Raw genomic sequence first — 24,959 nt, 5'->3', positions numbered from 1 at the left:
TCGGATGATAAAAAATGAACCTAGATAAAGCGCAAAAACGTATCGAGAAACGGGTCAAACGTGGCTTTCACGGGTACCCTATAATCAGTATTCAGTATTTTGGTGAAACGAGTGCGCTAGCAAGTAAAGTGGAAGTGAGCTTTATAGAGCAAGAAGACGCCGCGCCAATGACGGAAAGTTTCAGTAGCGACAACGATATTCGCAAAGATGAAACCGTACAAACCACCATAATCAAAATAATTGATCGAGTCGATGCCAAAACAGTAACCTTGGACGAAACAGTCCAACCTCTATCATAACCTGACAGGCGCGAGATTTAAGCTGCTCCCTCAGATACTCAACACAAAAACCGCATCTAGCAAGGGTAAAAACGATAACATGCAGCGCAACGCAACGTCTAAAACGAAATCAACAGCTATTCTCAGGATTAAAAAAACGCTGGTAGCACTTAGCCTAGTAAGCAGCGCAATGTTTACCACTGAGCTTATGGCAGCAAATCCCCCCGTACCCCAGCTGAGCAAAGAGCAAGTCATATCTCAGCTCAAGTTATCTCATCATTTTGAAGGAGGATATTTTCGCCAAACATTCAAAGCCAATCACAGAGACAAAGTCACGACCCCTCGAGGTGACAGAACCACTATGACGGCTATTTTCTACATGCTGACCGACGACAACAACATTGATCATTTTCACACCAAGCACTCTGATGGCATTGAGTTTTATCATATGGGTGCGCCAATCACGTATCACATGATTTATCCTGATGGGCGATACGAGAAAGTGGTCGTTGGGCCTGATATCCAAAACGGTCAGCAACTACAACTCGCCGTTCCTGGTGGAACCTATAAAGCGGCTGAATTGCTTGCTGGCACATACGGTTTGGTCAGTGAAGCGGTAGCCCCCGGTTGGGAAAAAGAAGATATGATAGAAATAAACCGTGAAGCACTACTCGAAAAATTCCCCCAACATAAAACGATAATAGACCGCTTGGCGAATAAGAATAAGCACTAGCGACAATAGAAGGCGACTTTACACTGGGTCGCCTTTAATAACAGAAAACGTCAATTGACAGTCGATGTGTTTTAGCAACTTGTTCACCATCGGCGGCGCGGCTACTTGCTGGTCATTATGGTTTAACACCGCAGCAATATGAATATCGCACTCGGCAATATTTATCTGCTGACGAACAAAAAATATGTTTAATTCATCAAATCGTTGCTCTGCAAGTTCCACGCTTCCAACATATTTACCTGCAACATCTGCGGCGACATAGTGAGCCCCCTCAACTTCTCTTACCAAGGTAAACGCTTGCATCTTGTCCAGGTTCAAAAAACGAAATGTCACCGTTGCACCGGGTACGTTTTTATTCAAAGGGAAGCTCTTATCATGTCATAGTTGGGTATAAATATATGGCCTAGGCAAGACTACCTAAACATAAAACCGAATCTGTCAGTGTTGCTTTAAACGCAGCTGCCAATTGCCATTGTTCTGCGCTTCACATGCTTGCTCAGTGTCATAACGCACATGATGACGAGCATCTTTCAACTTAATCCCCACCTTGAGCAATTGCGCTTGGATTTGGCGGCGCAAATACACATCCTGTTCATGCATTTGTGCTTGTTCTAACGAGGCCTGAGTATTGAACACGCAAATGACCGCTAAACTACCAGGGAAGCGGTCGTAGCTAGCTGTATGGGTAATCCATTCAAAGCCCGGCACCTCTCGTTTGGCTTGCTCACAAACAATGGTCAACGCTTTTATCACATTGTTATCGAGCTTCTTAACCGTTTTTTGCATGTTCGTTATTCGCCTTTACCGACAGTTAGTTTCTTAGCAACTATACATAGTCACAAAGGTAAGCAGTATTCACTGACACTTGCGCTTTGAATTTCACGTTAGCATCTACTGTGAACACTTGACCGGCGGTAAGGGTTTTCCACTCACTTTCGCCTGGTAATAAAACGGTCATTGCACCGCTGACTACGCTCATGGTTTCATGCTGTGAGGTGGCAAACTCATACTCACCAGGCGCCATAACACCTAACGTAGAGTTACCCACTGCTGTGTCAAATGCGATAGATTTTACGTTACCTTCAAAATATTCATTTACGTTAAACATCGTTCCACTCCAGTTAGATTATTTTTGCGGGCGTTAATGTAGCAGCTTTACTGGTCACCTGCACAGCCGATACTATCTTTTTCTTCAAAGATAGCCTTCCTTGATTTACTCTTAGGCCTACCCTTATTCAGTGACTTCAATCAGCTATGATCATTCAATCTCATCAAGCCGTTATTTCTACGCCAAGTGGCAATATGCAAACGTCAATTTACCGACCTGTCAGTGCTGGCGCTTATCCTAGCATTATCTTTTATTCTGAGATATTTCAAGAAACAGCACCAATAACGCGCAGCGCCAAACTGCTAGCAGGACACGGATTTGTTGTGTTAGTACCCGAGGTGTTTCATGAGCTAAATCCAGCCGGGACCGTACTTGCCTATGATGATATAGGTAAAGACAAAGGCAATGCGGATAAATTCGCCAAGCCTTTGGAGCAACACGACAGCGACACCCAAAGCATGCTCAACTTCATCGATTCACAGACCTACTGCAATGCAAAGGTGGGCTCTATGGGCGTGTGTATTGGTGGCCATCTTGCCTTTAGGGCTGCTTTGAACCCAAGAGTAGACGGCGCCTTTTGTTTATACCCAACAGACATTCACTCCAACACCTTACCCTGTGCTCATGGCAATGACTCCTTGAGCCAATGCCCCAAAATTAAAGCTGAGCTGTGTATGATTTTTGGCAAACAAGACCCACACGTATCCCGAGAAGGCAGAGAACTGATCAACGCCACTATGCAAGATCACAACCTCAACTTCACTTGGCATGAGCTCAATGCCCAGCATGCATTTATGCGCGATGAAGGTGACAGATACGATCCTGCTCTAGCTCTTGAGTGTTACCAAATGGCGATACAGATGTTCAACCGCTGCCTGAGTTGATCTTCAATGCTATCCGCTGCAAAGCTAATTTCAGGGGGCCTCGCCCCCAACTCCACGCGGGTTATCCGCAGTCCTCGACGCCGCTCTTTGTGCTTTAATTTGCTCTTATTGGCTGTTTTGTTCGATACCCAAGCAATGACTGCCCCCTTGCTTGAAGACACCCAGAGCGCGCGAGTAGAGCGTGTTGAAAGCAGAATAAGACAAATAAATGCAGGGCAGTTCGATCAGTTTGAGATCCACGGATTTAAGCGTTTCAATGCCGCTGATAAAGAAAAATTAAAGCAATGGGTGAAAACAGGCGTCAATGCCACCCGAGATACCTTAGGGGTGTACCCATCACGCTTAATATTTCATCTGGTGCCTAAAAAATCTAATCAACCTGTACCTTGGGCTTACACGCGACGGGATAAACCTCAGCGTATCTATTTACACGTGGACAGCCGTTTTCAGCAAGATAAATTCATTCGCGATTGGACGATTTATCACGAAATAAGCCATTTAGCGCTTCCCTATCTGGGCGGAAACTATGCTTGGCTTGCCGAGGGATTCGCTAGTTTTATGCAGTATCAAATCATGGCGAACGCAGGGATACTTGAGGGTTCGTTGGAGCAAAATTACCAAAATAAAATAGCCCCTCATTTGAAATGGTTCAACAGCGACTTAACGCCAGCCTCTATTGCTAGGCGATTAATGAGCCAAAAACAATACCCTGCCGCTTATTGGGGCAGTGCTTATTTTTTCATACTTGCAGATAAAGCATTGGCTGAACAACACCATACTCGGCTCAGCAAATTGATTAGCCAGTATCAATTCTGCTGTAATGAGCAATACGCTAGTGCTGCGCAAGTAATGAATGACCTAGATGGATTACTCGGGGCACCTGTTTTCACGGAGCTGCTTGCCTCATTTGAAAACCTGCCAGCTCGTCAGCTCTATCCCCAAGCGTTTGCAAACAATGTCACGCCAACAGAGGGCGTTAAGGCCTTACCCTAACCACTTTGCATTAAGCGGTTTATGTTAAGCGGTTTGTGCTAAGCGCTTTTCTCAGAGGGTTTTTGCCCAGTTATTGGGTTACAATTCGCTTAAATTAAGTCTTACGAGTTTTAAAGTGAAAAAACAAATCTATGTTGCTTATACGGGCGGCACTATCGGCATGCGCCCCTCATCAAAAGGTTATGTGCCCGCAGCTGGGTTCTTGTCTGAAACTATTGCAAAGATGCCTGAATTTCATCGTCAAGAAATGCCTGATTTCACCATCAATGAATATCATAGCTTGATCGATTCTGCGGATATGAGTCCAAAAGATTGGCAACAAATAGCGGATGACATAAAGCAAAATTATCAAGATTATGACGGTTTTATCATTCTACACGGCACTGATACCATGGCATACACCGCGTCCGTGCTGTCGTTTATGCTGGAAAACCTAGGTAAACCGGTTATTGTCACTGGCTCGCAAATACCGTTAGCGCAATTACGATCTGATGGCCAAGAGAACTTACTAAACGCCCTTTATTTGGCGGCTAACTACCCTATTCCTGAAGTGAGCTTGTACTTCAACAATAAGCTATTTCGCGGTAATCGGAGTCGAAAATTAGACGCTGACGGTTTCGATGCATTTGGCTCACCCAATTTTCCGATGCTGCTTAAAGCTGGTATTAACATTGAGGTAAAAGCAGGGAAAGTCACACCGATTGATCAGCAACCTCTGGTCGTGAGCAGCGTTACACCTCAACCGGTGGGCGTGGTTAGCTTATATCCAGGGATCAGCGCAGAAGTGATACGCAACATTCTGCAACAGCCAGTGAAAGCCCTTATTTTACTTAGTTACGGTGTAGGGAACGCGCCGCAAAACCCAGCGTTGTTGAATGAACTCAAGCAAGCCAATGACAACGGCATTTTAATCGTTAACTGTACCCAATGCCTGCGCGGCAAAGTCAATATGTCCGGTTATGCCAATGGTAATGTTCTACAGGATGTGGGGGTACTTTCAGGAGGAGACATGACACCAGAAGCTGCACTCGCGAAACTGCATTACCTTCTGAGCAAAACTTTAAGTGTGTCAGAAATGAAACAAAGACTCACCAGTAACCTTAAGGGTGAGCTGACTGTCTAACAGCCATGCATGGGTCGATTCTATTGAGGCCTGACCTATACCAAAAGACTGAATTTCAAGCATAAAAAAAGGCAAACTAGAAGTTTGCCTTTTTTTGGAATTCGTATTTAATCAAGCAAGCTTGAATTAAAGTACTACGATATTCTCTGCTTGAGGACCTTTTTGGCCTTGAGTTACAGTGAACTCAACTTTTTGGCCTTCAGCTAGTGTTTTGAAGCCAGTACCAGTAATTGCACGGAAGTGAGCAAATACGTCAGGACCATTTTCTTGCTGAATGAAACCAAAACCTTTAGATTCGTTGAACCATTTAACTGTACCAGTAGTAGTAGACATAGTCTTTCCTATAATTTTCAAGAGTAATAAAAAAACCTTTTTCAAGGCGAGGTTTGCTGAAGCGTGTTGCTATTACTTATGATATACAAGACGAGGTACTACAATGGAACATCGAAACAGTGTGCATAAATATCAAACGTACTTTCAAGCGCGATTAGAATAACACCCCTCACAGTAACGTCAACCATTATTATCAATTTCACTGGTCTTACGAGCTCTTCTTTATCGATATGAAATCAAATACATACGCTCTCACGCACATGTAAAAAGCATGTTAATAACAAGGCTTAGAACAGCGCAGATTACTACGCCTAGAAAGTCACTGTTTCGGCATATATCGGCTAGGAATACAGGCGACCATAGCAGCGCCTAATAACGCGAATACGGTAGCGATTGTAAAAGCGATTTCCGCCCCCTGCCCCTGATCCCATATCAATCCAGCGCCGAAGTTGCCTGCCGCTCCCCCTACACCAAATCCGATGCTGGTGTATAAAGCTTGTCCTTGGCTACGAAACTGATGGCCAAAATAATGGTGAATAAAGTTAATTGAAGCGGCGTGAATCAACCCAAAACTAAATGCGTGGAGCATCTGACTGACGACCAATGCAGGCCAATGCTGCGCAGCAACAGCCAACAGATACCAGCGTAATGCAGTAAGAAGCATACTGACTAACAATGTCCACTTAACACCAAAGCGACTAATCAGCTTCCCAGCGAGTAAAAATATGATTACTTCTGCCGCAACACCCAAGGCGATCAAGGCTCCCGTTTCTTGGCCAGTGTAAGCTAAATCTCTCGCGTACAATGCAAAGAAACCGTAATAAGGGCCAAAGCTTACTTGGATCAATGTCGAGGACACAATAAAGCCAACAAACACTTTTGTGCGCACTTTTTTCCAAATCGATTCACCGCTAGTCAGTGTGCGGTCGCTGGCGCTAGCTTCCTTTAAGCCAAGCGTGATCAAAAACAATCCTAGCAGCACAGCACCACTCAGATAGATAGGCGCCTCACTCGAGAACACATCAATAAGTTTACCCGCCAACACTGTCAGTACAATAAAGCCTATGCTTCCCCATAAGCGCACATGACTATATTTAGTCGCGTCTCCACGCACGCTGCCAAGGGTAATCACTTCAGTTTGTGGCGCAATCGCGGTAAAAAACAGCATCATCAAACCAAACGCGACGGTGAGTCCCCAAAAGCTGTTTAACCAAAAGATGGAACAAAATGTAGCAAAAGTAAGAAACGCCCCGAACTGCAGAATGCGCAGAGACTTGCCTGACTTGTCAGCAAAAGCAGCAAACAAATTCGGCCCAATAATGCGCATCAGGGTAATAAGCGCAAATAACTCACCTATCTCTTGGGAGCTAAATCCTCGACCGTCAAGGAACACGCCCAGATAAGGGACCAGTACCCCGAGTTGACCAAAATACAAAAAGAAAGTTAAAGACAGCATCACCAGATTGCCTCTGGAAAATGCTGCCTGAGTCGCTACCACGTAAACGCTTATTTACTTTGGGCAGGAATAACGGGCGTGATAGATTGCACATCCGCGTTTTGGCCGCGGTGACGCAAATAATGGTCCATCAACACTAGGGCCATCATGGCTTCTGCAATGGGAACCGCTCGGATGCCCACGCACGGATCGTGACGACCTTTGGTGACGACCTCTGCTGTTTCGCCATTGATGTCAATGCTTTCTCCCGGCACGCTGATACTTGAAGTAGGTTTAAGCGCCATATGCACCACTAAATCCTGGCCGCTTGAAATACCGCCTAAAACGCCCCCTGAACGGTTTGATTTAAACCCATCAGCGGACATTAAATCACGATGCTCACTGCCCTTTTGTTCGACGGTGTCAAACCCATCCCCCACTTCAACGCCTTTTACCGCATTAATGCCCATCATGGCATGGGCTAAATCAGCATCTAGCCGGTCAAATATAGGCTCACCGAGTCCAACAGGCATATTGGTCGCAACAACAGAAACCTTAGCACCAATCGAATCACCTTGTTTTTTAAGGTCACGCATATAGTCATCTAACGCTTCTAACTTGCTCTCATCAGGGCAAAAGAACGCATTCGTGTTAGTCACACTGTGATCAACCTTGTCGATTTTAATCGGACCGAGCTTTGACAAATATCCCCGCACCTCAATGCCTAAATGGGTCTTAAGGAATTTTTTTGCTACCCCACCTGCGGCCACTCGAATTGCGGTTTCACGTGCAGAAGAACGACCTCCTCCGCGATAATCGCGTAGCCCGTACTTTTGCTGATAGGTGTAATCAGCATGACCAGGTCTAAAGGTATCTTTAATTTTTGAATAATCATTACTGCGCTGATCGGTATTCTTAATCAGCAAACCAATACTGGTACCCGTGGTTTTGCCTTCAAACACACCAGAGAGAATTTGCACTTCGTCTTCTTCACGTCGTGCTGTGGTGTAGCGTGAGGTACCTGGTTTACGACGATCTAAATCTACTTGCAAGTCCGCTTCACTGATTTCTAAACCTGGAGGACAACCATCGATAACACCGCCAATAGCAATGCCATGACTCTCGCCAAAGGTACTTAAAGTAAAAAGCTTGCCAAAGGTATTGCCAGCCATAGTGTTATATTCCTCGTATTCGGTAGTTTCTAATGCTTAATAATAATTGCTTAAGAGATGCTTGCGTCACTTATCGGGCAAAATATGCCTCTAAATCGCTTTTACTGATTGCAAACACACCATGACCACCTCGATTAAACTCCACCCATTGCAACGCTAAATCAGGGTATATATGCTCCATATGGAACTGGCTATTACCCACTTCAACAAACAACCAACCATCGTCAGTTAGATGCGCTGGTGCTTGGCGCAACATCTTATGCACTAAGTCCAATCCATCATCGCCTGCCGCTAATGCAAGCTCTGGCTCATGATGAAATTCTTCGGGCAAGTCAGCCATATCTTCCGCGTCCACATAGGGCGGATTGCTGATAATTAAGTCGTATTTTTGCCCTTCTAGCGCAGCCATTAAATCGGATTGAATAGGGTATACTCTATCGCTCAATTGATGCTCGTGAATATTCATTTCAGCCACTTCAAGCGCTTCAGGACTGATATCAACCGCGTCAACCGTTGCGCTTTCAAACGCGTACGCCAACGCGATAGCGATGCAGCCACCGCCGGTACATAGATCAAGAATATGCGTAGGGGGTGTTGACACCCAGTTCGCAAATTTATCATCAATCAGCTCAGCAATAGGCGAACGCGGTATTAATACGCGCTCATCAACATAAAATGGTAAGCCGCAGAACCACGCTTGGTGCATTAAATACGGTAACGGTATCCGCTCTTCTGCGCGGCGCTGAACCAGTGCGGCGATATCACGTTTTTCAATCTGGGTTAGGCGAGCTTGAAACAACTGTTCACCTGTTTGCTCCAGCATATCTTGAGGCAAATTTAAGGTATGTAGCACTAAACACACCGCTTCGTCCCAGGGGTTATCAGTACCATGGCCATAAAACAAACCGGCTTGATTAAATTGACTGACCGACCAACGCACCATATCCAGCATTGTATGCAAATCATTCACGGCTTGTTCTGTATCCACGCGGTTATTCATTTTCACCCTAAAATTTGTTTTGCTTAATCAACGGCTCTTCGTAGTTTCACTACCCAGATTTTGCTAAACTAAGCGGAATAAATGCCTTACATCAAGCCCGCTATTCAACGCTATGAAAAAAACGCCCCCCCTCGAACCATCTGACACGGCACTATTTCGAAGTGAGTTTACTGATGTAAAGCCAATAAAGCAGGACAAAATACCGCCTCAACGCCTTTCCAGCAAGCATAAATCCGCGGATTTAGCTAAAAAGCTTGATCGCCTCAATGACGTTAAGCAGCGAAATGCAACTTTTCAATTCTCGGACGGATTTGAAGGACACTTTGATAGCCACCAGCCACTCAAATACGTTCAGCCCGGGGCCGACTCTTTCGAAGTGAAACGTTTACGTCGCGGTGAGTACCCACCTGACCTCATTTTGGATCTACATGGGTTGAACAAAGAACAGGCGAAATTGGAAATTGCCGCGCTCATTTACGCAGCGCAAAAACAGCATTACCACTGTGTCTGTATCATCCATGGTATCGGCAGTTATGTGCTGAAAAAGAATGTACCAAACTGGTTAATTCAGCACCCCAGCGTAAAAGGCTTTCACCAGGCCCCACTGGAATGGGGCGGTCAAGGCGCCGTATTAGTACTGATAGACCTCCCCCAAGTGCACAGCAAGTATTAGTGCATAAACGGCTGTTGTAATAACAGTTTTTCAAACTCAGGCTTAGGCAGTGCTTTACTAAAATAATACCCTTGAATGTAGTCGCAGTTGAGTTGCTTCAATAGCGCAACCTGCCCTTCTAGTTCAACCCCTTCAGCAACCACATCAATGCCTAATTCATGACACATAGCAATCAATCCACCAATCATGCTCTGAATTTCCTTGCAGCCTTCAATGCCGTCCACCAGCACTTTATCTAGTTTCAGCACATCAATAGGTAATTTTGCCAGATAAGCGAAAGACGAGTACCCAGTGCCAAAATCATCCATAGCGATGCTCACCCCAAGCTCTTTAAGCTCCCATAAGATCGCCAACGTTTGCTCAAAATCTTGGATCAGGCAAGACTCAGTAATTTCCAGCTCAATGAGTGACGGCGGCAATGCGTATTTATCCAACAGGTGTTCGAATTGCTCCACTACGCTGTGATTAGCTAGCTGTCTTGAGGAAATGTTTATCGCGACACGCTTTAAGTCAGGAGTGAAATGGTGAAGCTCAGCAATTTTCTTTACGCTTTGATCTATCAGCCATTCGCCGATTTGCTCAATTTGACCATCTAGTTCGCTCAAATTGATAAACTCATTGGGCGGGATCCACCCTAATTCATTGTGTTGCCAACGGATAAGGATCTCCGCGCTATCAATTTGCTGATCGGGTAAGTGCACTTTCGGCTGAAAATGCAAGAAGAATTGATTATCACGTAGCGCACCATTAATGGAGTTTTTAATCTTAAGCTGGCGTTGCTGCAAGTCACGCAAGGCTGAATCAAAACGGCACAACCTTTCTCTGTCTGAATTATCGACTGAAAACGCACAACGTAAGTTTTCCATCAAACTACTTGGGTCTTCGCCATCAGTGGGAGCCAATGCATACCCCATCACACAGTTTATTTTAACGCAGCCTTTGCGCTGTGTATTGGGCTCGTTTAATTTGTGGTTAATGGCTGATAAGCGACGACGGATCACCTCTTCACTTTCAAAATCAGGAATGATGATGAAAATTTTGCCGCTGTCAAAGGCAAACGTTTTACTGCCTTGTGGCAGTTCGCTACTGACTAATCCTCTAATTTCAGTTAACAGTCCAGTGAAAATACCCGGCCCAGCATGCTGTTCTAAGTAGTCGTAGTCCTTAATTTTAAGCGAAACGAGGCAAAACTCTTGTTGCATCTCAAACTGGTCGCGCACCGCTTGCTCAAATGCGTAATACTCAGGATTGTGCTCGCCTTCTAATACGCGCCGATTCATTATTCTGGCGTGATATTCAACAAACGCGCCGTCGACTTCTTCTATTAACTGTTGATTATTCCAAGGCTTACGCAAAAATTTATGCGCCGCACCGCTGTTTAATAAACCGATGGCTGAATCAAAATCTGCAAAACCACTCAGTACCATGGATATCACATCAGGGTGATGTTGCTTAATTTGCTCGAGAAACTCAGCACCTGACATCTGTGGCATACGAAAATCCGACAGCACCACTTGAATGTTGTGCTCTTGCATTATGGCAAGCCCCTCTTGGGCACTATTGGCCATAAAGACTTCAAATGGTGTTTTCACTAAACAGCGTTTTAATGACGATAAAATATTCGGTTCATCGTCCACAACTAAAAGCTTACCTGTCGCCGGAGTGGCATGTAATTGCTGGCTGTTCATTTGCGTTAGCCCCTAAGCATTATTATGTTAATTAAGACAGTGTTAAGTAACAGAGCACTGATTTTTAGTATGTTGATGTTCAAAACTGATACTGCCCTTCAATTCGCACTCGAACACCTTGTTCGTCTTTCCCTTTAATAGTTCTAATGTCGCTGACGCGGGCACCTAACCACCAGTTATGGTTCATTTTCCGGCGCAATCTAATATCAACCCCCTGCAAATTCGAGGTAGCAAACCTAGCGGTGCCGTTTTGCGCAAATTCATTAATCACACCAAAACGTTCGACCCGCAGGTACCTTATATGCCAAGCATAATTGCCCACTTGCTTTAAGGTACCTTGGCTAAACTGCACAGCAAGGCTGGTTTTCTGATCATTAAATTGGTCGAACTGTGAGAAGCTTTCCAACGAATGCCCTATATCTACGCCCAATTTATATCCTTGATAGTCAACACTCGTGGACAGGCGTATCGAACGGTTATCTAGCTCAGTGTCTTTTTTCGCATACCTTGCGCCCTGCTGACCGTGGTAATCCACCAGCCAAGGTGAAACCCTCAGCTTTATCCCCTTAAAATCATAGTTCATATTCAACTGTATGATGTGCATCAGACCTATTACATCGCTGTTTCCATCCAGAGGTTTCAGTGATGCGAGTTGCAGTTGATGCTGTTCATTGAACTGATAATTCAGGTGAACGCCAATAGGGTGCAAATTTCTATCCCAAAATATGTCAGTGACTTGCTTCGATTGCCACGGAATTTTGCCGATATAAAGCTGAGCTTGGCTGGATTTTCCTGAATTAAATTTTCCAGTCATAAATAGGCGTTCTACATACACATCGTTATCTGGCTGAGGCTGTGTATTAAATCTAGCGACAGTAATGGCTGGTACATTTTGCTTATTTTTCAACCCCGTACTTAAACGTCCCTGTGCAGACCAATTATTATTGATGTCAGCCTTGAGCCCTAAACGGGCAATCAAGCGAAGACGCTCCCGGTCTGGCAAATTATTGTGCTGGCTTTCATGTTCGTATCTCAGAATCATATTGCCAAATACATCAAGATCACTCGCAATCGCTGCACTGGGTACTGCACTGAGCGCTATGAGTACTCGCAACATAAACTTCTCCATCGAAAACTCCTTGCCATCACAGATAACATTAAATTCGTGAGACTAATAATTACACAATGTCACTATTGTCACATATTACACTTTAGTCCTATTTGTCATTTTAGTCATAAATGGTATAAACTAATCATACGTAATGACAGCCAAGAGAAATCAATGAAAACATTAACCTCCGGTGAAATAGCGAAGTACTGTGACGTTAATTTGCGCACGGTTATCCGCTGGATTGATAGTGGCAGACTCAAAGGCTACAAGTTGCCTGGTGGTGGTAATAACCGTGTGAAAGAAGAAGATTTTCTCGCATTTTTGCAAGATAACGAGCTACCTATCCCTACTGAGTTTCAAACAAAAGAGACACGTGTGTTGATAGTTGACGATGAATTGCAAGTGGCAAAAGCCATAAGCCGAGTAACCACTCGCGCCGGCTTCAAAAGTGTTATAGCGACAGACCCTTTTATGGCAGGTGCGTTGTTGACCAGTTTCAAACCGCAGTTAATGACACTCGATTTAAGCATGCCTGGGGTTAACGGTTATGACATCGTTAAATTTGCCCGCCATGATTACGACGATAAATCGTTGAAAATACTAATTATTTCAGCCCTAGGAGAAGAGCAACGACAACAGGCAGTCGATTTGGGCGCTGATATGTCACTGTCTAAACCATTTTCAAACAAAGAATTACTAAACACGATTGAAAGCCTGCTGGTTAAATAATTTTTGGCTACACACGTGTTGGTCTCTTTTTGATTGTTTTTTTGTTCACTTTCGAACGATGATAGGAGTACAAGATGAAAAAACGTTTTCTAGGCTGTATTTTTTTATTCTGCGCTTTAACCACATTGCCAGCTTTGGCCGCTGAAAAGCAGTCACAGCAAGCATTAACCTTTGCTGTTGTGCCTCAACAATCAGCGAAAAAACTAGCCAAGTTGTGGACCCCACTATTAAAGGAAATAAGTGCAACTAGTGGGGTTGAACTTGTATTTACTACGGCACCCAATATCCCCATATTTGAACAACGTTTAGAGCGTGGTGAATACGACTTTGCTTATATGAACCCGTACCATTTTACTGTGTTCAACCAAACGGCAGGCTACCACGCGCTAGCAAAGCAAAGAAATAAATCTATTCAGGGGATCATCGTGGTCAAACAAGACTCCCCCATCACAACCCTGCAGCAATTAGAAAACCTGACCTTGGCATTTCCTGCTCCTGCGGCATTTGCTGCCACGCTTTTGCCTAAAGCTGACTTACAAGCTCAAAATATACTGATTGAAAGCCGCTACGTATCCTCTCACGACTCTGTTTACCTTGCTGTCGCAAGAGGTTTGCTGCCTGCAGGAGGCGGCATTATGCGTACGTTCAATAATGCACCAGAGCAAGTCAGAGATAGCCTGCGAGTCCTTTGGAAAACCAAAGCGCACACGCCTCACGCCATTGCTAGCCACATGAGTGTCCCGTTGGAGGTTCGTGAACGAGTACTACAAAGTTTACTTAGCCTAGACAAAACAAAACAAGGAAAGGGTCTGCTAAAAACCATTAACTTTAGCGCTTTTGAAAGCGCAGAAGATAATGACTGGGATGACATTCGGGCCTTGGGCATTAAAACGCTTTAATACGCGTCATGCTTAGAATATTTTAACGGGAGTCTCACATGTCTTTGCGTCGAAAAACAATAATAGGTATTGCCAGCATAGAAGCCGTGCTGTTGCTTTCGTTAATCATTACCGCCGTGACGTTTTTAAGTCAATCTGTGAACAAAGACTTGATTAAACATGCCTCTACCACTGCGACTTTGTTCTCAACCACCACCAAAGATGCTGTCCTTTCGTACGATCTTGCGTCACTGGATGATTTTGTCTCTGAAGCGCTTAAAAACCCCGGTATAGAATACGCTCGAGTCATTAGTAGCACTGAGGGCATTTTATCGCAAAAAGGCTCTGCTTCAGCATTGGCCCGTGCATTTAACGCCGATATGCATATGTCCGACGTCACCGATGGCATCTTTGACACCTACGCCGATATCATTGAAGGGGATACTGTTTATGGTCGCGTGGAAATAGGCATGAGCACAGAGCAGGCCGTCACTTCTATCGCCAAAATAAAACAATGGACCACCTCCATTGCAGTTGTAGAGTTAATTCTCGTGGCTTTATTTTCATATGCTTTGGGTCATTATTTAACCCGCCAACTTGGTTTGCTAAGGGCTGGGGCGAAAAAGATATCCTATAGCGTACTCTCGGGTGATTTTAATGACACCCGCATTGCGATAAAAACTAAGGATGAACTCGGAGAAGTTGCCCACGCCTTTAACCAAATGGTCGAAACCTTAGAAGCGGAATGCGTTCGGGTTAAAAAATATCAAGAAGAACTAGAGCATCTAAATCAAACTTTGGAAAAGCGTGTAGTGGCAAGAACGCAACTACTTGAAGATAAAAACGCACAATTAAGCCTTATCAACTTTGAATTAAAGAGCACACAGGAACAACTTGTACAGGCTGAAAAAATGGCCTCTCTTGGGCAATTAGCAGCTGGGGTTGCCCACGAAATAAATAATCCAATAGGCTTTGTTAGCAGTAACCTAACATCTCTTTCAGAGTATGCAGATGTGTACGTTAAGCTGGGGCAACATATCACCGATTGGCAATCGAGCGAAACACCAGAAGACCGCAAAAAGTACGAAAACAGCCTAATTGAATTTATTCAAAGTGAAAATCTTGCGTTTATGCAAGAAGACATTCAAGCGTTAATCAATGAATCGAATGAAGGCCTAATACGGGTTAAAGATATCGTATCAGGACTGAAACAATTTTCCCGAGCTGACAGTAAAGAGAGTCAATACTTTGATATCAATGACTGTGTTAAAACCACGTTGAGTATGGTCAGCAACGAACTTAAATACCACTGTGACATCGTCACGCACCTGCAAGATGTCCCTCAAGTTAACATCAATGTAGGCAAAATTTGTCAGGTACTAACCAATTTATTCATCAATGCAGGTCAAGCAATTGGTTCGCAAAATACTTCCCGACAAAGTATTGCCCCACAAAGTATTGCCCCACAAAGTATTGCCCCACAAGGCGTCATCACTATTGAAACCTATTCTCATCATGAATTGGTATATGTGGTGGTCAGTGATACTGGTCATGGTATTCCAGCTGAGAATCTAAAGCGCCTGTTTGACCCTTTCTTTACCACTAAGCCAGAAGGGCAAGGCACGGGACTTGGTTTGGCTATTTCTTTTGGTATTGCCCAAGAACATGGTGGCGATCTGAGCGTGTTCAGCGAAGAACACAAAGGCAGTCGCTTTACCTTAAGCTTGCCCGTAACCACTTTACCCACAGAAACCGTCTAATAATGAGCCTTACAACTCATAAAATAGGAGTCAGTATATGAACACGTTATCAGAAAACGAAACGACCACGTTTACGGTTTTATGTGTCGATGATGAAGTCAATATTCTCAAAGCCATCAAACGAGTTCTTCACAGGCAAGATTTTAAACTGATCACAGCTGAAAGTGGTGCACAAGCATTAGAGATTCTAAAGCAAGAATCCGTTCAGGTCATCGTTTCAGACATGAGAATGCCAAATATGTCAGGCGCTGAGTTTTTGCAGAAAAGTACTGAAATTATCCCCGACTGCTATCGCATCCTGCTGACTGGTTATTCTGATATGTCATCAACCATTGATGCCGTAAACAAGGGAGACATCGACCGTTACTTACAAAAGCCATGGGATAACCACGAGCTCATCACCACGGTTAACGATGGTCTGGCGAAAATTAAACTTAAGCTTGAGAATAAGCGTCTGAGTAACTTAGTTAATAAGCAAAATGCCTTGTTGAAGGATTTGAATCACAACTTAGATGAAAAAGTAAAACTGCGCAGCAAACAAATAGTACTCGCGATGCGCAAGCTAGAGCACAATACCCTTGCCACCCAGCGCGTACTGTATAATTTCATTAGTATTAATCCCCACCTTGATGGCGGGTTTGCGCAAAGTGTGAGCCATCTAGCAGGTAAAATTGCCGACCAAATGTCTTTGCCTGAAAAAGAACACAACCATGTTACTTTTGCATCGCTGCTTTGTGAAATCGGCCTATTAGGGTTAGACACCGCCCTGTATGCTAAACCTTTCAGTGAGCTTAACTACAATCAGCAAGATATTTTTATGCATCAAACTAAATTTGCTGAACAAATTTTAAGTCCTGCAACTCATCTTCGCGACGAACTGGATATAATTACGTGTCAGTTTGAATACGTAGACGGCACAGGCCCTAACAAGCTTTTCCTTGAGCAAATACCATTAGGTGCACAAATTCTAGCGGTCGCGAGGGATTTCTGGCGCTATAAATTAGGGCGTATAGGCAAAACCCCTCTATCCAATAGTGAAGCGATTAATGAGCTGAAGAAATACCGAGGATTACGATACGCGGCCAAAGTCCTAGACATTTTGGTCAAAAATCCAGATCTTATCAGTGGCCAGTTTATTGCCGCGGCAATACAAGTCGTTGATCTGCGTGATGGTATGCGTTTAAAAGAAGATATTCTGACGGAAAATCACATATTGGTGCTGCCTAAAGGCCATGTGTTTTCTGATGCTTCCATTCGCCAACTAGCCAACTATGAAAAACAAAAAAGCCAGTCTTTTGCCATCCATGTGCATCCAGCAGAAACCGCGCCAGACACTACTGAGGTAGAGGAAAACTAAGAGAGAATTGAGTTCCTTTACCTACAGTAGATTGCACTTGTGTATGCACGTTATGTGACTCGAGAATAGCGTATGACACCGACAACCCTAAACCTGTCCCTACGCCTACAGGCTTAGTGGTGAAAAACGGTGTAAATAACTGGTCGAGTGTTTTTTTGTCCATGCCACAGCCATTATCGATCACCTCTATCAATAATACCCTGGGGGTCAGTTTTGATTTAATCGTTAGCTTGCCGCCCTTTGACATGGCGTAAGCGGCATTCACAAATAAGTTCACAAAAACTTGTTGCAGTTGCCCGATGTTTCCAAGTACTTCTGGTAAATCCTCCGGCAACAAATTATCCACTACATGCTCATATTTAAGGGCATTCCAAGCGATTTTTAGCGCCCCTTCGATGCAAGCTTTAATGTCTATTTTGTCTAGTTTGCCATCACCGCTGTGAGAAAAGGTTTTCAAGTTCTCAACGATCTCTTTTACCCTGTCTAACCCTTCTAAATTCGATGCCAGTAAATCTTTGGCATCCTGTTGTATGTAGACTAAATCAATGTTTTCACATAATGACTTGTATTGCGCTGCATCCAACTGCCCCGAGATACCAATTTGCTTTAAAATTAACGCATGTAATTGCTGATAATCTTGTAGGTATTCTTCGAGCATCTCTAGATTTGAGCGAATAAAGCCCACTGGGTTATTAATTTCATGGGCAACGCCAGCGGCAAGCTGCCCTAAAGAGGCCATTTTTTCTGATTGAATGAGTTGCTGTTTAGCCTGCTCTAAGCGGTTCACCGTGTCTTGCAGTTCCACCGTACGCTTTCGAATACTTACGTCAGTAATGCGCCGCGTAATGCCGCTTAACAGGTGTTCTCTGGCTGTGCTGAGCACAGAGAGCGCCTCTTCGTCTAAATATTCCGCTCGGCTAAAAAACGCTAACCATGCAATTTTATTTCCGAGTAATTCAAAGTTAACAAACACTATCCATTTGAATCCGGCTAATGCTTGGCTAGATTGTTCATCGATAGCTGAGACCAACCACATACTCAGGCATTCTTGCTGTTGAATGGGTAAGAACTGTGTTGCTTGCTGTAAGAATGCTTTGTCAGAGACCCACTCATTTGGCGCCCGCCAAATATTGTCGACTTTAGATTCTAACGCTTGGCCATTTTGCGTCACGATAAACATGCCACATTCCACCGAAAAAAATTGCCCAGTCAACTCCACCGTATTCGTTATCAGCTCTTGCAACGATATATCCGAGGAGACGTCACCTGAGGTTTGGCGTAAAAACTCTAGCTCAGCTTGTTTTTTCTTAGCCATCGCCAAGGAAGTCTGCAACGACTGATTGGTTTCATACAGTGCGCGAGAGTGCACCTCTAAGTGCTGTTCAGACATCACTCGGGCTTTCTTTTCTCGCTCGACTTTACGCTCTAAAACGGCGATCCTTGCCTCTAATTCCTCGTTCGATTTAGCCAACTTTGGTAACCTTTATCACACATCGTGCGTCGCCATCATGCTCACATTCTGGTTGTTCAATTGCCACTTTTTGACCTGTATGATCGGCCAGCCCCTCTATGATCCCTTCACAGAAGTAACACATCTTGCGCGGAGAGAGATAATGAAAACTCAAAGAGTTCTCTGTTTCCTCTATAAACTCGAATTCTGGTAATATCGCTTCTGGATTCAGTTTTTTCACTTCCACATGGATAACATCTTGTACCCCATAAAGAAAGCTGAATACGTCGGTAAATTTATGCGCCTCAGGGGGAGCGGCTTCTAACAACTGTTTGAACATCCATTGGCCAAACGCCATTTGAGCCTGTTGACCCGTTAGGCCCTTCTTTCCCATGATTAAACCCACTAGGGTAAACAGTTCTGCGTCATCATAAGTCGCAACTGAAGTGTATATGCCGTCACTGGGTAACTCTGCATCTTGCAACAATTCGTCCCAAAACTCATCGCCCCATAATTCATCAACAAACTGATTCAACTTTACAAAAATAATGCCTTTCATAAGCTATTCTCCGCTGCGTTACACTCTCGACAACTAGCCAACATTGACTAACAAGTAATGTTCAGTTCCAAGATAGTCGATTTTTACCGCTAACCTCAACGTAAATTAGTCTACCTTTGCGTGTAATTCTGTCTTAAATATGCAACATTCAAGCCCCTACACGTAACGCAATCAAACCTTAACCTATTGATATATCTAAACATATAGTAATTGGAACAAGAACTGCTAACTTGAGATTAAATGAATGTTGTGCCTAACAATTTACTTGGGACCAACATTATTAATATAAGGACAATTAAATGTTTGATTCTCAGCGGTTCGATAATTCACATGATCACCATGCCTATGCTTATGGCAGCAAACCACAGCTTGCAGTAGACAATACCCGTGGTTTTAATCGCATCGTCGCCTTCAGTGACGGCAGCGCGCAAGGCTACCAGTTACCAAAGTGCCGCAATAGCAAGCGCATTAGTGTGTTTGGTCTTGGCCATAACGGCGCACTGTCGGCTATTTGCATGGCAGCCATTGGGCACAAAGTAATAGGTGTCGATTTAGACCAGCGCCGCATCAACGCGCTCAATCAAGGTCGAACGTTTTTAGACGAAGATGGTTTGCCCGAATTACTGGCCCAAATCGGTACATTCTGTAACTTGGTTGCAACTGACGATGGTTTTAATGCGGTTAAACGCTCTGATTATTCACTGATCTACGTAAATGACGATGCAGACAGCACGACTTCCGTCAGTATTGATAAACTCAAAATCATTTGCGAGCAGATTGGCCTGAGCCTGAGATACAAAGAGCATTATCATAATATCGTCTTCTGCCAACAATTAGCATCGGAAATAGTCAAGGATGTGCTTATTCCCATCTTAGAAAAACAAAGTGGCAAAAAAGTGTCTGAAGCATTTGGTGTCACGTCAATGCAAAGTGGTAACCAGACTACTCGCAGCATCAAAGAGTTTTATCAACCCGCGCAATTAGTCATCCAGTTTATCGACAAGCAGAGTTGTCAAATGACCGAGCAACTATTTAACGGTTTCAAAGCGAGTATCAGGCGCATAAGCTGGTAAGCACTTATTTTCCATTAGCCAGTTAAAAATCGGAAAAAGGCGCAAACAAATCGGAGAAAAACCGACGTTATTTGCGCCTTTTTAAATGATAAAACTAAGATTAATCGCTGCGTATGAACGCGAGCCTTATATATCCATACTTACGCGTAGGTATCAACCTGATTAACTGACGACGTACTTGACTGGCTGCCGGTTAACGACGTCAGCATATCTTTAAATACTGCACCAAGTTCATCTTCAGACATACTGCTGGCGTTATCACGTAAACTATCTAACTGTGACTTTAAAGATGACTGTTGATCCTTACTCAAGCTGGACAACATATCAGTAACAGCACTTTGCTCTTCACTCGATAGGGTCGACACCGCAGACTCTATGCCTGGTGGTATTCCTCCCTCAGGCGGCGGTGGAGGTGGGCTCTTTGGGCGACCAACGTCTGACGAAGCCAATGGATTCATGGATTGGTTAGCAGCATTTATTTGCATTTCAGTTATCCTTTTTTAGGGTGATAATTTAGCGTCGACGCTAGGGCGCGTTGATCTTTGCTGTACGCAATTTGGTCTACATCGAAACGTTTTAATCGCGAAACAGTCCTGCCGGCCTAGTCTCTTTTGCCCATCTCAGGTACAGCAACCAAGGTGTCATCAATCATCTGACAAGTCGCACTCATTGAGTCTCCTCGTCTAGTTTCTACGTTGACAAAATCCCCCTCTGATTGACCTTCACAGGCTTCAAATGCTTCAGGAGGCGGTCGGCGCTCGCCGCCTTGCCCGCGACCTTCTTGTGCACATGCTGTAAGACTGCTAAGTGCGAAAACACTAGCGACGATAAACATTTTTGATATTGGCATATTTTTTTACTCCAGATTTAGTCTACAACAAATACTATCAAGCAAATGTGCAGAAACAGTGGAGATTGCATGGAGAAGTCGGTTAAATTGCTGCCCCTGACTGGTTAAGCGAACTTTTGTACAGGTATACTTGAGCGATGAATATATTCCGTAAAGTTTTCTTATCTTTTTTAGGCTTGACTGCCTTCACTCTTCTGATCACCTTAGGACTTGCTCGTTGGAGCTTTGACCAAGGGTTTCTTGATTTTGTAGCAGGCCTAGAGCAGCAACGGCTGGGAGAACTGAGCGTAGCCCTTAGCGCAGCTTACTCTCGTGATAAAACATGGAGCACCGTGATTGAATCCGGCTTGGAGTACTATGCGAGTACTCCTCCAATCCATTTTAGAGGTCGCCCACCCGCGTTGAATCAACCCCGCCCCCTAAGGCAACAAGGCAAAGGTCCGGGCTCTCCAGGCAATCGGACTGCTCCTCCTCCCCCTAGGCGTAACGGGCAAGATGCGGCGCCGCCAACGGCTTTATTTGACCCCCAAGGTAAATGGTTAGTAGGGGCAAAACCTCATTCAGATACAAACGATATGGTCAGTTTCAGCATTTATTTACAAGATGAGAAAATCGGTGAATTACGTAGCTGGTTAGACTCGGTGCCCCAGAGCGAGCTCGCCTCATCATTTTCCATGCAGCAAAGGTATGCGAGCATTGCTATTGGTCTGTTATGCCTGCTTTTGGCAGGGATCGCATCTTGGCTACTGGCTAGAAAGCTCACTTCGCCAGTCAACGACGTCATTCACGGTGTTGAGCGTTTAAGTCGAGGTCACTATGACTTATCGCTAAACCCGGTAAGAGCTGATGAATTGGGTATTCTCATGCGAAACCTAAATGGCTTAAGCCATATATTAAATGAAAACCGCAGTGCAAAGAATCGATGGTTTGCCGATATATCCCACGAATTACGCACCCCCTTAACTATTTTACTCGGCGAGTTAGATGCCTTGGAAGCAGGTATTCGACCATTTGGGCCTGAGCAAATTGAATCCTTACAACAAGAAGCGTTGCTATTACACCGTTTGGTGGACGATCTCTACCAACTCTCTATGTCTGATGTGGGCGGCTTGAAGTACCACTTTAACCAAATCGACATCAGCAAAATTTGTCATAACGTGTGCAGTGCTCTAACAAGCAAAGCTCAGCAAAAAGGCTTACAGGTAACGACTCAAATCCAAGATAAGGTCATCTGCCTAGCGGATCTTCAACGAATTGAGCAATTATTTATCAACCTGTTAAACAACGCCATTTTGTACACTCAACAAGGCGGAAAAATACAAGTGTCACTGTCCCATCATGCCCACTCGGCAGTCTTCGAAATCAATGATACGTTACCCGGTGTACCTGCTGAGGATTGTGAAAAATTATTCGACCCTTTATACCGCCAAAGCGCCTCACGAAATCGCTCTGCTGCAGGTGCCGGATTAGGCCTAACCATATGCAAAAATATCGTAATTGCCCACAAAGGCAGCATTGTTGCCTCACCATCAACCCTAGGGGGGTTATGTGTGCGCGTGGAGCTTACGTTAACTAAGGATAAAATATGAGCAATCAACAACAGATACTGATTGTGGAAGATGAGCCCAAAATCGCTCAAATATTGGTCGATTTTCTGACCATTGAAGGCTTTGCTACACAAGTCGTCCATAATGGTGATGAAGCAGAAGATGCCATCAGGACCAAAACGCCTGACTGTGTCATCCTCGATTTAATGCTACCGGGTAAAGATGGTTTGAGTATATGTAAGGATGTGCGCAAATTTTCGCAAGTGCCGATTATTATGCTTACCGCAAGGGTAGATGAAATTGACCGCTTAATGGGTTTGGGTTTCGGTGCTGACGATTACGTTTGCAAACCTTTTTCGCCCCGAGAAGTGGTCGCACGAGTACAAGCCATTTTGCGCAGAGCCACATTTGCAGCTCCTTCATCAGATGAAACCTGTATTTTAACGTTCAAACATATCAGCTTAAATACTGAGCGCTTTGAGTGTGAGATTAATAAACAAGTGACCGAACTTACTCCTGTCGAGTTTCGCCTGCTCAAAACACTGATGAGTCGACCAGGAACGGTTTTTTCTAGAGAGAGCTTGATGCAGAGCTGTTATGAAGACGCCAGAATTGTGAGCAATCGTACTATCGACAGCCACATGAAAAATCTGCGCAATAAAGTCGCACTTACAAATGATCCTCAACCTATTTTGCAGTCTGTTTATGGCGTGGGTTATAAACTGATGTAACAGGTATATTGCCGAGCACGCGTAAAAGCCTATTGGCACGCAACATCTTATTTTGCACACCAAATCCTTAATAACTGCACCGTTTCTGCGTTTTGTTTTTTTACAGTGATAGCTGGTTAACAAAAAAAGATACGCTATGAATACGATACGAAATTACTCCCACTTCATTTTGCTACTGACCTTAACATTCACACTTTTCGCGTGCGGCGGCAGCGACACACAAACGGACACAACGAGCGATAGCGCAACCGCTAACTCCGGCTCGGATACTGACACTGACAACGATAGCGGAACACAAACAGAGACAACCGTTGACGCTAGCGACCTGTTCTTCTTTGACGACGCGGTCATTGAGTCCATCACAACACAAAGCTGTACTTTATCTGGCGGTACACAAACCACCTGTTATCGCATTACCCTCGCGGGCGAGCCAGCGAATGACGAAATAGGCCCTTTTTGCCCACCAACAATCAGCTCTGACGCATCACAAGGGGGAATTTGGTTTGATGGCTCTGGCGAGGTGTACGACATAGACGGTGAATTTATCAGTAACTTAGATCAGCTTTACGGTGATGGCTGGCAGTTATATGACCTGAGCACCGGGGAGGTAAACATCACTGATACTCAAGAGGCATGCGAAGCCGCTGCACGACCAAATGTCGACCCAGAATATCAAAATTACTGCGTGCAATGCGATTTGGATTATTACGGCGGTGGTGTGAGTGAAACCGTTTTACTGCCTGTTACACCAGTGCCGTTATCTAACCCCAGTTACGTCAATGCCAATATGGGGGTATCGTTGAACGGCGTTATATTAGCGGCACAAGCCCCCGTGGATGCCATATTGAGCAATTACACTATCGCTGCGTTTGACGATTGTGGTGGCCATATCAATCCATTTGAAGGCTATCATTATCATGCTGCCACTGGGTGCTCTACAGGTATTGACCAAGAAGATGGTCACGCCAATCAGATTGGTTACGCACTGGACGGTTACAGTATTTACGCCATGTTGGACGCCAGTGGATTCGAAGAAACCGACTTAGATGAGTGCCGCGGTCATACCGATAACACGCGAGGTTATCACTATCACGTAGCCAGCCCAGGTGAGAATATGTTTATCGGTTGTTTTCATGGTGAACAAGGTGAATGGTTGGGCAGCGAATGATTAATTCAGTAGCAAACATAAAGGTAAAAGCAAAAGCTCTGTATCTGAAAGCATTGGTCTCAAGGCCGTTAATCGCTGTTTTATCCATTTTGCTATGCGCTATATCAACACCAGCCCTAGCGCATGAGGGCCACGTAGATAAAGACGCTCAGTTCGCTTGCAGCGAAAAAGCCTTGCGTGAATCATGTGAATACATGAAGCAAATAGACGAAAAATCCGCCAAGCTATACAGTGGATATTGCCAAAAGATATCGCACACTAAGATGTGTGTGCGCAATCAGCCCATTAAAACCATCGTACTCGAACCGCTGGAAAACTAACTAAGC

At 44.4% G+C, this 24,959-nt stretch carries 28 protein-coding genes; 15 read left to right on the top strand and 13 right to left on the bottom strand.

The features are described 5' to 3' along the window. The first annotated feature begins 14 nt into the window (after window positions 1-14). Both PATL_RS07935 and PATL_RS07930 read left to right on the top strand, forming a co-directional pair. On the top strand, window positions 15-299 hold the full coding sequence (locus PATL_RS07935) for a hypothetical protein (RefSeq protein WP_011574388.1): 285 nt from the start codon (window positions 15-17) through the stop codon (window positions 297-299). Window positions 300-468: 169 nt separating this feature from the next. Then, on the top strand, window positions 469-1,011 hold the full coding sequence (locus PATL_RS07930) for a cupin domain-containing protein (protein WP_232283328.1): 543 nt from the start codon (window positions 469-471) through the stop codon (window positions 1,009-1,011). An 18-nt stretch (window positions 1,012-1,029) separates the two neighbouring features. Here PATL_RS07930 and PATL_RS07925 read toward each other — a convergent pair whose 3' ends face one another. From PATL_RS07925 to PATL_RS07915, 3 genes are all read right to left on the bottom strand, one after another. Further along, the gene (locus PATL_RS07925) at window positions 1,030-1,371 is read right to left on the bottom strand and encodes a hypothetical protein (protein ID WP_232283301.1); all 342 of its coding nucleotides are present in this window, start codon (window positions 1,369-1,371) and stop codon (window positions 1,030-1,032) included. A 78-nt stretch (window positions 1,372-1,449) separates the two neighbouring features. Further along, window positions 1,450-1,797 carry a hypothetical protein gene (locus tag PATL_RS07920; protein WP_011574385.1) on the bottom strand — a complete coding sequence of 116 codons (348 nt, stop codon included), beginning with the start codon at window positions 1,795-1,797 and terminating at the stop codon, window positions 1,450-1,452. Between the two features lie 40 nt (window positions 1,798-1,837). Beyond that, complete coding sequence (locus tag PATL_RS07915) at window positions 1,838-2,119, bottom strand: pyrimidine/purine nucleoside phosphorylase (RefSeq protein ID WP_011574384.1); 282 nt, start codon at window positions 2,117-2,119, stop codon at window positions 1,838-1,840. Window positions 2,120-2,265: 146 nt separating this feature from the next. Here PATL_RS07915 and PATL_RS07910 point away from each other — a divergent pair, with 146 nt between their 5' ends. The 3 genes from PATL_RS07910 (at window position 2,266) to ansA (ending at window position 5,119) form a co-directional block, all read left to right on the top strand. After that, a complete protein-coding gene (locus PATL_RS07910) occupies window positions 2,266-3,003 on the top strand; it encodes a dienelactone hydrolase family protein (RefSeq protein WP_011574383.1) in 738 nt (245 codons plus the stop codon). A 6-nt stretch (window positions 3,004-3,009) separates the two neighbouring features. Next, window positions 3,010-3,996 (top strand): hypothetical protein, encoded by a 987-nt coding sequence (locus PATL_RS07905; protein ID WP_011574382.1) that lies wholly within the window; start codon window positions 3,010-3,012, stop codon window positions 3,994-3,996. A gap of 115 nt (window positions 3,997-4,111) precedes the next feature. After that, window positions 4,112-5,119 carry an asparaginase gene (gene ansA / locus PATL_RS07900; protein WP_041713537.1) on the top strand — a complete coding sequence of 336 codons (1,008 nt, stop codon included), beginning with the start codon at window positions 4,112-4,114 and terminating at the stop codon, window positions 5,117-5,119. A 126-nt stretch (window positions 5,120-5,245) separates the two neighbouring features. Here the strand turns inward: ansA and PATL_RS07895 are convergent, their stop codons facing one another. The 4 genes from PATL_RS07895 to prmB form a co-directional block, all read right to left on the bottom strand. Next, entirely contained in the window at window positions 5,246-5,452 is a 207-nt protein-coding gene (locus PATL_RS07895; protein ID WP_006994582.1) for a transcription antiterminator/RNA stability regulator CspE, read from the bottom strand. Window positions 5,453-5,771: 319 nt separating this feature from the next. Beyond that, a complete protein-coding gene (locus PATL_RS07890) occupies window positions 5,772-6,908 on the bottom strand; it encodes an MFS transporter (protein ID WP_011574380.1) in 1,137 nt (378 codons plus the stop codon). Between the two features lie 50 nt (window positions 6,909-6,958). After that, window positions 6,959-8,059: a chorismate synthase gene (aroC, locus tag PATL_RS07885; RefSeq protein ID WP_011574379.1), complete on the bottom strand. Its 1,101-nt coding sequence runs from the start codon at window positions 8,057-8,059 to the stop codon at window positions 6,959-6,961. 70 nt (window positions 8,060-8,129) lie between these two features. Further along, window positions 8,130-9,059, bottom strand: a complete 930-nt coding sequence (prmB, locus tag PATL_RS07880) for a 50S ribosomal protein L3 N(5)-glutamine methyltransferase (protein ID WP_011574378.1) — start codon at window positions 9,057-9,059, stop codon at window positions 8,130-8,132. Between the two features lie 112 nt (window positions 9,060-9,171). On the opposite strand from prmB, the gene smrB reads away from it, so the two are divergent. Further along, window positions 9,172-9,732, top strand: coding sequence for an endonuclease SmrB (gene smrB / locus PATL_RS07875; protein ID WP_011574377.1), 561 nt, complete (start codon window positions 9,172-9,174; stop codon window positions 9,730-9,732). Here smrB and PATL_RS07870 read toward each other — a convergent pair. Both PATL_RS07870 and PATL_RS07865 read right to left on the bottom strand, forming a co-directional pair. Next, window positions 9,729-11,420 (bottom strand): EAL domain-containing response regulator, encoded by a 1,692-nt coding sequence (locus PATL_RS07870; protein WP_011574376.1) that lies wholly within the window; start codon window positions 11,418-11,420, stop codon window positions 9,729-9,731. The two genes, smrB and PATL_RS07870, sit on opposite strands and share 4 nt — an antisense overlap. Window positions 11,421-11,499: 79 nt before the next feature. Then, window positions 11,500-12,549, bottom strand: coding sequence for a putative porin (locus tag PATL_RS07865; RefSeq protein ID WP_041713534.1), 1,050 nt, complete (start codon window positions 12,547-12,549; stop codon window positions 11,500-11,502). Window positions 12,550-12,702: 153 nt separating this feature from the next. Here PATL_RS07865 and PATL_RS07860 point away from each other — a divergent pair, with 153 nt between their 5' ends. The 4 genes from PATL_RS07860 (at window position 12,703) to PATL_RS07845 (ending at window position 17,255) form a co-directional block, all read left to right on the top strand. Then, window positions 12,703-13,260, top strand: coding sequence for a response regulator (locus PATL_RS07860; protein ID WP_041713532.1), 558 nt, complete (start codon window positions 12,703-12,705; stop codon window positions 13,258-13,260). A 74-nt stretch (window positions 13,261-13,334) separates the two neighbouring features. Beyond that, a complete protein-coding gene (locus PATL_RS07855) occupies window positions 13,335-14,159 on the top strand; it encodes a phosphate/phosphite/phosphonate ABC transporter substrate-binding protein (protein ID WP_011574374.1) in 825 nt (274 codons plus the stop codon). A 38-nt stretch (window positions 14,160-14,197) separates the two neighbouring features. Continuing rightward, window positions 14,198-15,898 carry an ATP-binding protein gene (locus tag PATL_RS07850; RefSeq protein WP_011574373.1) on the top strand — a complete coding sequence of 567 codons (1,701 nt, stop codon included), beginning with the start codon at window positions 14,198-14,200 and terminating at the stop codon, window positions 15,896-15,898. Window positions 15,899-15,935: 37 nt separating this feature from the next. Continuing rightward, a complete protein-coding gene (locus PATL_RS07845) occupies window positions 15,936-17,255 on the top strand; it encodes a response regulator (RefSeq protein WP_011574372.1) in 1,320 nt (439 codons plus the stop codon). On the opposite strand, the gene PATL_RS07840 is transcribed toward PATL_RS07845, so the two are convergent. Both PATL_RS07840 and PATL_RS07835 read right to left on the bottom strand, forming a co-directional pair. After that, complete coding sequence (locus tag PATL_RS07840) at window positions 17,233-18,726, bottom strand: sensor histidine kinase (RefSeq protein WP_011574371.1); 1,494 nt, start codon at window positions 18,724-18,726, stop codon at window positions 17,233-17,235. The genes PATL_RS07845 and PATL_RS07840 overlap by 23 nt on opposite strands. After that, the gene (locus PATL_RS07835; protein ID WP_011574370.1) at window positions 18,719-19,264 is read right to left on the bottom strand and encodes a heme NO-binding domain-containing protein; all 546 of its coding nucleotides are present in this window, start codon (window positions 19,262-19,264) and stop codon (window positions 18,719-18,721) included. The genes PATL_RS07840 and PATL_RS07835 overlap by 8 nt, the downstream gene beginning before the upstream one ends. Before the next feature lie 299 nt (window positions 19,265-19,563). Here PATL_RS07835 and PATL_RS07830 point away from each other — a divergent pair, with 299 nt between their 5' ends. Then, window positions 19,564-20,337, top strand: coding sequence for a GDP-mannose dehydrogenase (locus PATL_RS07830; protein ID WP_011574369.1), 774 nt, complete (start codon window positions 19,564-19,566; stop codon window positions 20,335-20,337). Between the two features lie 140 nt (window positions 20,338-20,477). Here the strand turns inward: PATL_RS07830 and PATL_RS07825 are convergent, their stop codons facing one another. Beyond that, entirely contained in the window at window positions 20,478-20,822 is a 345-nt protein-coding gene (locus PATL_RS07825) for a hypothetical protein (protein WP_011574368.1), read from the bottom strand. A gap of 116 nt (window positions 20,823-20,938) precedes the next feature. Beyond that, the gene (locus PATL_RS07820) at window positions 20,939-21,187 is read right to left on the bottom strand and encodes a hypothetical protein (RefSeq protein WP_011574367.1); all 249 of its coding nucleotides are present in this window, start codon (window positions 21,185-21,187) and stop codon (window positions 20,939-20,941) included. Window positions 21,188-21,324: 137 nt separating this feature from the next. On the opposite strand from PATL_RS07820, the gene PATL_RS07815 reads away from it, so the two are divergent. The 4 genes from PATL_RS07815 to PATL_RS07800 all read left to right on the top strand — a co-directional run bounded on the left by PATL_RS07815 (window position 21,325) and on the right by PATL_RS07800 (window position 24,953). After that, on the top strand, window positions 21,325-22,776 hold the full coding sequence (locus PATL_RS07815; protein ID WP_011574366.1) for an ATP-binding protein: 1,452 nt from the start codon (window positions 21,325-21,327) through the stop codon (window positions 22,774-22,776). Beyond that, window positions 22,773-23,465, top strand: a complete 693-nt coding sequence (locus tag PATL_RS07810) for a response regulator (RefSeq protein WP_011574365.1) — start codon at window positions 22,773-22,775, stop codon at window positions 23,463-23,465. The genes PATL_RS07815 and PATL_RS07810 overlap by 4 nt, the downstream gene beginning before the upstream one ends. 136 nt (window positions 23,466-23,601) lie before the next feature. Beyond that, window positions 23,602-24,633, top strand: a complete 1,032-nt coding sequence (locus PATL_RS07805; RefSeq protein ID WP_011574364.1) for a YHYH protein — start codon at window positions 23,602-23,604, stop codon at window positions 24,631-24,633. After that, complete coding sequence (locus PATL_RS07800) at window positions 24,630-24,953, top strand: hypothetical protein (RefSeq protein WP_011574363.1); 324 nt, start codon at window positions 24,630-24,632, stop codon at window positions 24,951-24,953. The genes PATL_RS07805 and PATL_RS07800 overlap by 4 nt, the downstream gene beginning before the upstream one ends. The last annotated feature ends 6 nt before the right edge of the window (window positions 24,954-24,959 follow it).

Origin of the sequence: Paraglaciecola sp. T6c (genome assembly GCF_000014225.1) — a bacterium.
Classification (GTDB): domain Bacteria; phylum Pseudomonadota; class Gammaproteobacteria; order Enterobacterales; family Alteromonadaceae; genus Paraglaciecola; species Paraglaciecola atlantica_A.
This window is presented reverse-complemented; position numbering and strand designations above follow the sequence as displayed.